The organism is Citrobacter sp. S46_ASV_140 (genome assembly GCF_018919545.1).
GTDB classification, from domain to species: Bacteria; Pseudomonadota; Gammaproteobacteria; order Enterobacterales; family Enterobacteriaceae; genus Citrobacter; species Citrobacter braakii.
Map to the genome: position 1 here is coordinate 1 of NZ_JAHLRC010000110.1, position 11,948 is coordinate 11,948.

Sequence of the window (11,948 nt, forward strand, 5' to 3'; positions counted from 1 at the left end):
GGATTTGAACCTCAGCCCCCCCGACACCCCATGCTGGCGAGTTACCGCTTAAGGGCTGCTATGTGCCAAGAGCGGACATGGCAGCGTTATAAAAAAGTTGTAAAGTATAGATTCATAGAATAATTTGCTATTAGAAGTTTAAATTCGTAAAGTTCTTTTCTAATGTATCTTCAATATGATGTTTGAAGTATTTTCCGTTACATGATAAATAATAACCACAGTTACTTAACGTTAGAGTAGTGTTAGATAGAAAAATTTAAATTTGAGGATAAAGCATGGCTCGAAAATTTGTTATACAAAAACCTCAGTCAAATGAGGAACTATTTAAATCATTAGTAATTAATGCTATTGATTTTTTAGATGCATCAATTGATAATTTGGATAAAAGACCTAAAAACTCAATTATTGATTTTTATACTGCTATTGAACTTTTTTTAAAAGCAAGATTGATGCGAGAGCATTGGACTCTTATATTAGAAGATCCAGGGAATGCACATAGTCAAAACTTTAGTGTGGGTGACTTTAAATCGGTTTACCTTGATGCAGCAGTTAAGCGGCTAAGAACTATTCTCGGTATAAATCTTAATGATAAAATTATAGATAATTTCAAAGCGTTGGGTGAACACAGAAATCAAATTGTTCATTTCGCACATACAGAATATTCAAATCAGAAAGCAAATAAAGCTGGTGTAGTAGCGCAGCAATGGTCTTCTTGGCATTATTTATATCACCTCTTATCGGTAGATTGGAAAGACATTTTTTTAGATCATCAGAAAAGCATAGAACGTATTCATAGAAGAATGCTCACTCAGAAAGAGTTTCTAAATGCACGATTTGCTGAACTCTCTCAACAAATTGAAATAAATAGAAAAAAAGGAATAAAGGTTGTAAATTGCAATCAATGTAATCTACCTGCAGGCATAGTTAATGAAAATCATAAGTGGGGAGATGATTATGAATGCTTGGTATGCGAATCACAAGGTGTAGCTTTGGTAAAGGTTCGGGATACACTAGATTGTCCTCATTGTGGTAATCCTTTTGAGTTTTTTAGCCATGATGTTAATAAATGTCCGACATGTAACCACAAAATAGACACAAATTTATTAATTAGAATGTGTAAAGCAAAGTATAAAACAGGTGATGATTGGTGGGAACCTGGTGGAGATGTCATTGCTGGATGCCATCAATGTCAACATACCCCTGATTCTGTTTTTTACATTGAAGGACAGTGGAGTTGCGTTTCATGTTTTGATCGTGGATGGTCTGCAATTAACTGTCCACATTGTGACGCGTATGTTACTGGAGATATGGAAAGAATTAAGTACTTTGCTTGTTATAAATGTGAAGATAAACAGAGGGCTTCGATTTTATCAACGGCGGGCGTTAATTTATAAAAATTTTTATTAAGTCAAAATTCATTTTGATGAAGATTATCGATAATTTTTCTAGAAAAATTGCATTCAATTGAATGCAATTTAAAGTGCTAGATAAAAAATGCTTGCATTATAAATTTTAGATCTTGGTAATGTTTTTTACGGACGGCATGTCCGCTTTTCGTCCTCCGTGGACTTAGGGGTCTGTTAGCTTGCCACCTTCGTGCTAAAAGCGGACATTTGTCTTGCCCGCCAATTGTACCTTATTACATATTAATAGATTGCGAATAAAGCATTGTTAAATTTAAATGTTACTGTATCCCAAGAAACCCTTTCAGTTTATTGATCTCAATGTCAACATTATCTATTTGGTCTAAAACGTCTTTTCTTATTCCCATTAAAATGTTTAAACAATCTCCTTTATCAGGATAATCCCACGAGGGAAAAATCCCGGCCCTATATTTTTTATATCCACTCGTGTATTTTTTTGCAATTTGACTCTCTGCGTCATTAATAATGTTGATTATTTTTTTAAATGAAGAAGATACAACAGAATTAGCTTCATTCATTATACCTGTTTTTTGTATAACGATTCTGACTTCCCTAAGGGATGAAAGCATTTCTTCAGGTTCTTCTAAAATTTTGTCAGCAGTGAATACTCTTCTATCTAATTCCTTCCTAGCCACAAGAATACTATTAAACATAACCTCATATCGTGCTTTTCCATCTTGGTAGAGACGAGGCATTGCTTTAATAAGTTCTGCTTCTGCTTGAGCCAGTTTATTCTGATTTTTCGAAAGCAGTTCAGCCAGGGAATCAAAGTCTAGTATGTTATTTACTGTGACGTTTAGATTTGGGCATTGTGCTGTGATCGTGTATTTCTGCTGTCTTCTTGATGTAATGAAGAAATATAGTACACCAATGTCATTGTTAACTTTGTTTTCGCGAATTTTATCTATTGTTTTATTAATTTTTGAATTGGTTTTTGTATGTGTTATCTGGAGTCCTAGTCTATTTATTTTATCTATAGCATCTATTCCTGGATAATTTGCTGAAATTTCCGATGTGCAGATAAAATTATGACCATTCAGAATATTTACTAAATTACTTATCAATTCCTCTGAACTTACATTAGCGTCCTGTAAATTTGCTTTAGAATTGAAACGAAGATAGTAGTTAAGTACAGCAAGTCCAAAAGCTACATTTTCTTGTGTTGTTTTCTTATGTAACATACAACCACCTTATTTATTGGCATTAATGACCTATTATTAAATAATAATGAGCAGATATAACTTAAAAGAACTTACGTAAGCAAGTCCTTTCTGTACTTATTTTAAGTTAAGAAAGCAAATAATCGAATCTTGTATTTATACTATATGTTATACACGTCTCATAACGTCCGCCTCTCGCTCACAGCGGACCTCCAGTTCTGTTACCTGGTCCGCTTCGTGCCAAGAGCGGAATCTGGAGTGCCACAGGTCCTCTAAAAATTGATGGTTCATTTTGCAGGGATACTTACAGTTGCAGTTTCAGAACGTGCATAAATTAGCGGCAGCTTAGACCACCATCGATTGTGGGGGCAAATTTGGGGGCAAAAATCAGTTTGGGGCATGATTTGGGGCGATGAAATGACTCACATTGCCCGAAATTGTCCAAGGCGATTTTTTATTAACTTATTGATTTTATGGTAATTGACTGTAATTGCTAAATTTTCAAAATCAATTTTATAGTCTAACGCTGATTATGTGGCTGTGGGGATAAACATTTAATAAACCGCGGGAAGGGAAGCATTTCGCTCATGAAATAAAAAGCCGGATAAGGCGATAGCCTCCATCCGGCTAAAATACGCATTAGCTCGCCTGTTTTTTCATCATGCTGAAGATAAACAGCAGCGCAGCACACAGCACCACGGAAGGACCTGCCGGGGTGTCATAGAAGGCCGAGAAGGTCAGCCCGCCTGTAACCGCTATCATTCCCACACCAACGGCAACCCCTGCCATCTGTTCTGGCGTACGGGCAAAGCGACGGGCGGTTGCCGCAGGGATAATAAGCAGTGAGGTGATAATTAACGCCCCGACAAATTTCATCGCCACGCCAATAGTTAATGCTGTGACCAGCATCAGCAGAAGCTTAACGCGTTGCAGTTTCACGCCATCCACAAATGCCAGATCCGGACTGATGGTCATCGACAGCAGGTTGCGCCACTGCCAGAACAAAATCGCCAGAACGATAACCACCCCAATGGCGATGGAGATAAGATCTTCTGGCGTCACGGCGAGCAAATCACCAAACAGATAGGCCATCAGATCCACACGGATATTGGACATCAGGCTGACGACAACCAGCCCTAATGACAGCGCACTGTGGGCCATAATGCCCAATAAAGTATCGATCGCGAGGTGGGGGCGTTTTTCCAGCCATACCAGACCGCCTGCCAGCATCAAGGTGACGACGATGACCGCATAGAAAGGATTTACATCCAGCAGCAGGCCAAAGGCGACCCCCAGTAGCGAAGCGTGGGCCAGCGTATCACCGAAATAAGACATTCGACGCCAGACCACAAACGAGCCGAGCGGGCCAGCGGCACAGGCCAGCATGATCCCGGCTAACCAACCGGGTAATAACAATTCAATCATGAGTGACCATTTCCCCGGCGTAAGACGATACGACCCTGTAAATCGTGGCGGTGATTATGATTATGACGGTAAATTCCGAGTTGTTCGGCACCGCGTTGTCCGAACATTGAGATGAATTCCGGGTGCATGGAAACCACTTCCGGCGCACCAGAACAACAAATATGATGGTTCAGGCACAGTACCTCATCGGTTTTTGCCATCACCAGATGCAGGTCATGAGAAACCATCAGTACGGCGCAATCCAGTTCACGTCGCAACTGGTCGATAAGATCGTACAGTGCGACTTGCCCATTGACATCCACGCCCTGGGTTGGCTCATCAAGCACCAGTAGCTGAGGTTTATTCAATAAAGCACGGGCCAACAGGACGCGTTGTGTCTCCCCGCCAGAGAGTTTTTGCATCGGCGCATTCATCAGATGTCCGGCCTGAACACGCTTCAGTGCCGGAAGGATATCTTCTTTTTTGGTGCCGGGACGCAGGCGCATAAACCGACTTACCGTCAGCGGAAGCGTTGTATCGAGGTACAGTTTTTGCGGCACATAGCCAATCCGCAATCGACCATTACGCTTGATAACTCCCTCATCAGCCTCTACCAGCCCTAATACAACGCGCACCAGCGTAGATTTCCCGGCACCATTTGGGCCGAGAAGCGTCAATATTTTACCGGGTCGAAGTTCAAGCGATACGTCAGAGAGGACGCGGCGTTGACCATAAGAGACCGAGACATTTTCCAGTGAAACCAAAGTCGTCATATCAATTTTAGTCTTGCAGAAGTTATAGAATGTTATAATATCACAATTCTTACATTCATTACGATGATTGGTCGCATTATGTTACATAAAAATACGCTTCTTTTCGCAGCATTATCCGCTGCTCTTTGGGGTAGTGCAACACAGTCGGCAAATGCCGCTGTCGTGGCTTCTCTTAAGCCACTGGGGTTTATCGCTTCAGCCATTGCTGACGGGGTTACTGACACCCAGGTTCTGCTGCCTGACGGGGCTTCCGAACACGATTACTCATTGCGTCCTTCAGACGTAAAACGCTTACAGGGCGCGGACTTAGTCGTTTGGATTGGACCTGAGATGGAAGCGTTTATGGAAAAATCAGTCAAGAATATTCCTAACGCAAAACAGGTAACGATTGCGCAGCTCAATGACGTGAAACCGTTACTCATGAAAGGTGCTGACGACGATGATGACGATCATGGACATAATGATGCCGGCAGTGAAAAAAGTGACGAGCATCACCATCACGGCGATTACAACATGCATCTTTGGCTTTCCCCAGAGATAGCACGGGCCTCAGCGGTTGCAATCCATGAAAAATTAGTGGAACTTATGCCGCAAAGTCGAGCCAAACTTGACGCCAACCTGAAGGATTTTGAGGCACAATTAGCCGCAACCGATAAGCAGGTAGGTAACGAGCTCGCGCCGCTCAAGGGAAAAGGTTACTTCGTTTTTCATGACGCCTATGGCTACTACGAAAAACACTACGGACTAACACCGCTTGGTCACTTTACCGTGAACCCTGAGATTCAACCTGGTGCGCAGCGTTTACATGAAATAAGAACACAGTTGGTTGAGCAAAAAGCAACCTGCGTTTTTGCTGAGCCACAGTTCAGGCCAGCGGTCGTTGAAGCCGTCGCGAGAGGGACATCCGTTCGAATGGGAACGTTGGATCCGCTCGGAACGAATATCAAACTGGGTAAAACAAGCTATTCAGCGTTTTTGAACCAATTAGCCAACCAGTATGCGAGCTGCCTGAAAGGAGATTAATGAGGAAGTGATTACGTGCAACAGATAGCCCGCTCTGTCGCTCTGGCATTTAATAATCTGCCGCGGCCCCATCGCGTTATGCTGGGGTCGCTTACCGTACTGACATTGGCCGTCGCTGTCTGGCGGCCCTATGTTTACCATCCTGATTCTGCACGCATCGTCAAAACTATCGAGCTGGAAAAAAGCGAGATTCGCTCACTATTGCCTGAGGCCAGCGAACCTATCGATCAGGCCGCTCAGGAAGACGAAGCTATCCCACAGGACGAACTGGATGACAAAACGTCTGGTGAAGCCGGCGTGCATGAGTATGTTGTCTCCACGGGCGATACGCTGAGCAGTATTCTGAATCAGTACGGCATCGATATGGGTGACATCAGCCAGCTCGCGGCTTCCGACAAACAACTGCGTAACCTGAAAATTGGTCAGCAACTTTCCTGGACGCTAGGCGCGGAAGGTGACTTGCAGCGCCTGACCTGGGAAGTCTCCCGTCGTGAAACCCGTACTTACGATCGCACCGCGACGGGTTTCAAAATGAGCAGCGAAATGCAGCAGGGCGATTGGGTTAACAGCCGAATCAAAGGCACCGTGGGCGGAAGTTTCGTCGCCAGTGCCAAAGATGCCGGACTGACCAGCTCTGAAATCAGCGCAGTGATTAAGGCCATGCAGTGGCAGATGGATTTCCGCAAACTGAAAAAAGGCGATGAGTTCTCGGTACTGATGTCTCGCGAAATGCTGGACGGTAAACGTGAGCAAAGCCAACTGCTGGGCGTCCGCTTGCGTTCTGAAGGTAAAGATTATTACGCAATCCGTGCTGAAGACGGTAAGTTCTATGACCGCAACGGTACCGGACTGGCGAAAGGCTTTATGCGTTTCCCGACGGCTAAGCAGTTCCGCATCTCTTCCAACTTTAACCCGCGTCGTCTGAACCCGGTGACCGGACGCGTTGCGCCGCACAAAGGTGTCGACTTTGCGATGCCGCAGGGGACGCCGGTGCTGTCGGTGGGTGATGGCGAAGTGGTTGTAGCGAAGCGCAGCGGCGCAGCCGGATACTATGTTGCGGTTCGTCATGGTCGCACCTATACCACACGTTATATGCACCTGCGTAAGTTGTTGGTCAAACCAGGACAAAAAGTGAAACGTGGCGATCGTATCGCGCTGTCTGGCAATACCGGGCGTTCAACGGGTCCGCATCTGCACTACGAAGTCTGGATCAACCAGCAGGCAGTGAATCCTCTGACGGCGAAACTGCCGCGCACAGAAGGTCTGACCGGGTCGGATCGTACCGATTACCTGGCACAGGTGAAAGAGGTTGTTCCTCAGTTGCGTTTCGATTAATTAACACGCTGACAGAGCCGGTACGCTATGCGTGCCGGCTTTTTTATTTTGTACGGCGCATCGCGCGCCGCTACACTATCAGCAGATCTACTTTTCGCCGCACCAGACACTGGAAGAGCATGGAAACGAAAAAAAAGAATATTGAATATATCCCCGAGTTTCACAAATCATTTCGCCATCCGCGCTACTGGGGTGCATGGCTTGGTGTGGCGGCGATAGCAGGCATTTCGTTAACGCCAGCATCATTTCGCGATCCAATTCTGGCAAAGCTCGGAAGAATGGCCGGGCGGCTGGGAAAAAGCTCGCGTCGCAGAGCACTGATCAATTTATCCCTCTGCTTTCCTGAGCGCAGCGAAGCTGAGCGTGAAGCTATTGTCGATGAGATGTTTGCGACTGCGCCTCAGGCGATGGTTATGATGTCGGAACTCGCCATACGCGGTCCGGAAAAAATTCAGCATCGGGTCGACTGGCAGGGGCTGGAAATCATCGAAGAGATGCGTCGCAACGATGAAAAAGTGATTTTTCTGGTTCCTCATGGTTGGGGCGTAGATATCCCAGCGATGCTGATGGCTTCCCAGGGACAGAAAATGGCTGCGATGTTCCACAATCAGGGAAACCCGGTATTCGATTATGTCTGGAACACGGTACGCCGTCGTTTCGGTGGTCGTTTGCATGCGCGTAATGATGGCATCAAACCGTTTATTCAGTCTGTACGTCAGGGATATTGGGGATACTACCTGCCGGATCAGGACCATGGCCCTGAGCACAGCGAGTTTGTGGATTTTTTTGCTACCTATAAAGCCACGTTACCGGCGATTGGCCGCCTGATGAAGGTGTGTCACGCCCGTGTGGTGCCGCTGTTCCCGGTATACAATGGGAAAACGCATCGCTTAACGATTCAGGTTCGTCCTCCGATGGATGACATCCTGACGGCGGATGACCACACCATTGCCAGACGAATGAACGAAGAAGTGGAAATCTTTGTGACGCCGCATCTCGAGCAATACACATGGATTCTAAAACTGCTTAAGACGCGCAAACCCGGTGAAATTGAGCCTTATAAGCGCAAAGATCTTTATCCGAAGAAATAAAAAAAAGCCTCTCAAACGAGAGGCTTTTTTACGTCAAACGGGGCGTTACTCGACGGTCAGAATACGCGTGGTATTCGTTGAGCCAATGGTGCTCATGACATCGCCTTGCGTCACAATGACCAGATCGCCGGAAACCAGATAGCCTTTATCGCGCAGCAGGTTCACTGCTTCACTGGCGGCAACGACGCCGTCTGTTTCGCTGTCAAAGTGAACCGGGGTGACGCCGCGATACAGGGAAGTCAGATTCAGCGTACGTTCATGACGAGACATCGCGAAAATCGGCAGACCAGAACTGATACGTGAAGTCATCAGCGCAGTACGACCGGATTCCGTCATTGTGATGATAGCGGTGACCCCTTTCAGGTGGTTAGCGGCATACATCGCTGACATGGCAATCGCTTCTTCAACGTTATCAAACTGCACGTCAAGGCGGTGTTTAGAGACGTTGATGCTCGGGATCTTCTCAGCACCCAAACAGACGCGTGCCATAGCCGCGACGGTTTCAGCCGGGTACTGACCTGCTGCAGTTTCTGCAGAGAGCATAACGGCATCGGTACCGTCGAGGACGGCGTTAGCCACGTCCATCACTTCCGCACGGGTCGGCATTGGGTTGGTGATCATCGACTCCATCATCTGCGTGGCGGTAATGACCGCACGGTTCAGCTGACGTGCGCGGCGAATCAACGCTTTCTGAATACCTACCAGCTCAGGATCGCCAATTTCAACGCCCAGGTCGCCACGCGCCACCATCACCACGTCGGAGGCAAGGATGATGTCATCCATCGCATTTTGGTCGCAGACGGCTTCTGCACGTTCTACCTTGGCGACAATTTTCGCATCGCAGCCAGCGTCGCGCGCCAGACGGCGGGCATAGTTCAGATCTTCGCCGCAGCGCGGGAAGGAGACGGCCAGATAGTCAACGCTGATTTGCGCAGCGGTGACGATGTCGGCTTTGTCTTTTTCGGTCAGGGCTTCAGCAGAGAGACCGCCGCCTAGTTTGTTAATGCCCTTATTGTTGGACAGCGGGCCACCGACGGTAACTTCGGTGAAGACTTTCATGCCCTGAACTTCCAGCACTTTAAGCTGTACGCGACCGTCGTCGAGCAGCAGGATATCGCCTGGGACGACGTCAGCAGGCAGTCCTTTATAATCAATACCGACTTTTTCTTTGTCGCCTTCGCCTTTGCCGAGGTTGGCGTCTAACAGGAACTTGTCGCCAACGTTAAGAAATACTTTACCTTCTTTAAAGGTTGATACGCGGATTTTAGGTCCCTGCAGGTCACCCAAAATAGCTACATGACGTCCCAGTTTTGCGGCAATTTCACGGACTTTATCCGCCCGCAGTTTGTGATCTTCTGGAGAGCCGTGAGAAAAGTTCATACGTACGACGTTCGCACCCGCGGCGATAATCTTTTCAAGGTTATTATCGCGGTCAGTTGCCGGGCCTAACGTGGTAACGATTTTGGTTCTGCGAAGCCTTCTGGACATGTAATACTCCGTTGACTGAAACAACTTGGTGTTGCGTGAACATTAATCCGGTCGTTCTCAAATATTAACGGTAAATGAACGACCCGGATGATAAAAGGGTAGAACATTGTTATTGCTTTTAGCGGTCATCACTCTTGATGAGTAATTCTTTATCAAAACGCGATTCCTTGAGCGCTTCCTTGACACGCTTCAAGTTATCTCTAAATTTTGCCCCACGGCGCAAAGTAAATCCTGTAGCCAGCACATCTATCACGGTCAGTTGAGCAAGTCGAGAGACCATGGGCATATAAATGTCAGTATCTTCCGGTACATCGAGAGTAATTGCCAGCGTTGCTTCACGCGCCAGTGGCGTGCCGGGAGAGGTGAGGGCGATAACCATGGCGTCATTTTCCCGCGCCAACTGCGCCAGTTCCACCAGACTTTTGGTTCTTCCGGTATGAGAAATAAGCACAATGACGTCATCGTCGCTACAATTCATGCAACTCATGCGTTGCAGAACAATATCGTCGGAATAGATTACCGGTACGTTAAACCGGAAAAATTTATTCATTGCGTCATGCGCCACTGCGGCAGAAGAACCGAGGCCAAAGAAGGCAATTTTTTTCGCCTGAGTTAATAAATCTACTGCCCGGTTTACCGCTGCGTTATCCAGAGACTGGCGGACGTGGTCGAGGCTTGCCATCGCTGACTCGAAGATTTTCCCCGTGTAAGATTCTACGCTGTCATCCTCATCCACATTGCGATTAACATATGGGGTGCCATTTGCCAGACTTTGCGCCAGATGCAGTTTAAAATCAGGGAAGCCGCGGGTGTCCATGCTGCGACAGAAACGGTTCACCGTCGGTTCGCTGACATTGGCTTCCACAGCAAGTGTGGCGATGCTTGAATGGATTGCCCGCTCGGGAGAGGCAAGAATAATGTCGGCAACTTTACGCTCTGACTTGCTCAACTGTTCCAGTTTTAACTGGATTTTTTCCAGCATATTCATGATGTAGGTAGACTCATGGGTCATGGGCAAAAACGATTTCAATGATACGGAGAAATCGGGGCATAATTTCGTGTATAGATATTACCCCTGCTAATGCAGCAACGGGGCAAAATGGACAGAATAGTTGTTGTTTTTTTTCATTACATGATCGGAGTCGGGTTTTCTTACGTCTTCAGGGGTACGAAAAAAGATGACTTTTTTGTCCAATTTGCGACGGCAAACGCCCATAAAGCGACTGTTCGCGGTAACAGCACGGCTGGATAAGCGTTTACGGTTTCCGGATTAACGTAAAAGCAGTACAGTGCACTGTAATAAAATTACAACCAGTGTCTGGCAAAAGCACCAGGCACTTAATTGAGGAGAATGACATGGCGGTAACGCAAACAGCCCAGGCATGTGATCTGGTCATTTTCGGCGCGAAGGGCGACCTGGCGCGGCGGAAATTGCTGCCTTCCCTGTATCAACTGGAAAAGGCCGGCCAGATTAACCCGGAAACCCGTATCATTGGGGTAGGGCGTGCCGACTGGGACAAAGCAGCCTATACCAAGGTTGTGCGTGAAGCGCTCGAAACCTTCATGAAAGAAAAAATCGACGAAGGTTTGTGGGAGACTCTCAGCGGTCGTCTGGAGTTTTGTAATCTGGACGTCAATGACACCGCCGCGTTTAGCCGTCTGGGCGAAATGCTGGATCAAAAATCACGTACCACCATTAACTATTTCGCGATGCCGCCGAGCACCTTTGGCGCGATCTGCAAAGGCTTGGGTGAAGCAAAGCTGAATGCTAAACCAGCCCGTGTTGTGATGGAAAAACCGCTGGGTACGTCGCTGGCAACATCCCGTGAAATCAACGATCAGGTCGGCGAGTATTTCGAAGAGTGTCAGGTTTATCGTATCGACCACTATCTTGGCAAAGAGACGGTCCTGAACCTGCTGGCACTGCGTTTTGCCAACTCCCTGTTTGTGAACAACTGGGATAACCGCACTATCGATCACGTAGAAATTACCGTGGCGGAAGAAGTGGGTATTGAAGGCCGTTGGGGCTATTTTGACCAGGCAGGTCAAATGCGCGACATGATTCAGAACCACCTGCTGCAGATCCTGTGCATGATTGCGATGTCTCCGCCGTCCGATCTGAGCGCCGACAGCATTCGTGATGAAAAAGTGAAGGTACTGAAATCGCTGCGTCGTATTGATCGTTCGAACGTACGTGAAAAAACGGTTCGCGGTCAGTACACCGCGGGTTTTGCCCAGGGCAAAAAAGTG

The 11,948-nt window shown here is 46.9% G+C and carries 10 protein-coding genes; 5 read left to right on the forward strand and 5 right to left on the reverse strand.

The features are described from left to right. Positions 1-275 precede the first annotated feature (275 nt). A complete protein-coding gene (locus KQJ19_RS19230; protein WP_216403996.1) occupies positions 276-1,394 on the forward strand; it encodes a hypothetical protein in 1,119 nt (372 codons plus the stop codon). Positions 1,395-1,684: 290 nt separating this feature from the next. Here the strand turns inward: KQJ19_RS19230 and KQJ19_RS19235 are convergent, their stop codons facing one another. From KQJ19_RS19235 to znuC, 3 genes are all read right to left on the reverse strand, one after another. Beyond that, positions 1,685-2,605 (reverse strand): SMEK domain-containing protein, encoded by a 921-nt coding sequence (locus KQJ19_RS19235; RefSeq protein ID WP_216403997.1) that lies wholly within the window; start codon positions 2,603-2,605, stop codon positions 1,685-1,687. Between the two features lie 618 nt (positions 2,606-3,223). Beyond that, a complete protein-coding gene (gene znuB, locus KQJ19_RS19240) occupies positions 3,224-4,009 on the reverse strand; it encodes a zinc ABC transporter permease subunit ZnuB (RefSeq protein WP_103766149.1) in 786 nt (261 codons plus the stop codon). Then, complete coding sequence (gene znuC, locus KQJ19_RS19245; protein WP_016152761.1) at positions 4,006-4,761, reverse strand: zinc ABC transporter ATP-binding protein ZnuC; 756 nt, start codon at positions 4,759-4,761, stop codon at positions 4,006-4,008. Before znuC ends, znuB begins: the two co-directional genes overlap by 4 nt. A 78-nt stretch (positions 4,762-4,839) precedes the next feature. Between znuC and znuA the strand changes: the two genes are divergently transcribed. The 3 genes from znuA to lpxM all read left to right on the forward strand — a co-directional run bounded on the left by znuA (position 4,840) and on the right by lpxM (position 8,210). Then, positions 4,840-5,784 (forward strand): zinc ABC transporter substrate-binding protein ZnuA, encoded by a 945-nt coding sequence (znuA, locus tag KQJ19_RS19250; protein ID WP_019076521.1) that lies wholly within the window; start codon positions 4,840-4,842, stop codon positions 5,782-5,784. A 15-nt stretch (positions 5,785-5,799) separates the two neighbouring features. Continuing rightward, positions 5,800-7,119: a murein DD-endopeptidase MepM gene (gene mepM, locus KQJ19_RS19255; RefSeq protein ID WP_216403998.1), complete on the forward strand. Its 1,320-nt coding sequence runs from the start codon at positions 5,800-5,802 to the stop codon at positions 7,117-7,119. 119 nt (positions 7,120-7,238) lie between these two features. Then, positions 7,239-8,210, forward strand: coding sequence for a lauroyl-Kdo(2)-lipid IV(A) myristoyltransferase (gene lpxM, locus KQJ19_RS19260; protein WP_047501988.1), 972 nt, complete (start codon positions 7,239-7,241; stop codon positions 8,208-8,210). Positions 8,211-8,255: 45 nt separating this feature from the next. Here lpxM and pyk read toward each other — a convergent pair whose 3' ends face one another. Both pyk and KQJ19_RS19270 read right to left on the reverse strand, forming a co-directional pair. Beyond that, on the reverse strand, positions 8,256-9,698 hold the full coding sequence (gene pyk, locus KQJ19_RS19265) for a pyruvate kinase (protein WP_016152765.1): 1,443 nt from the start codon (positions 9,696-9,698) through the stop codon (positions 8,256-8,258). Between the two features lie 118 nt (positions 9,699-9,816). Continuing rightward, on the reverse strand, positions 9,817-10,686 hold the full coding sequence (locus KQJ19_RS19270) for a MurR/RpiR family transcriptional regulator (RefSeq protein WP_019076523.1): 870 nt from the start codon (positions 10,684-10,686) through the stop codon (positions 9,817-9,819). A 368-nt stretch (positions 10,687-11,054) separates the two neighbouring features. On the opposite strand from KQJ19_RS19270, the gene zwf reads away from it, so the two are divergent. Continuing rightward, the coding region (zwf, locus tag KQJ19_RS19275; RefSeq protein WP_216403999.1) for a glucose-6-phosphate dehydrogenase at positions 11,055-11,948 on the forward strand (894 nt) is incomplete at its 3' end.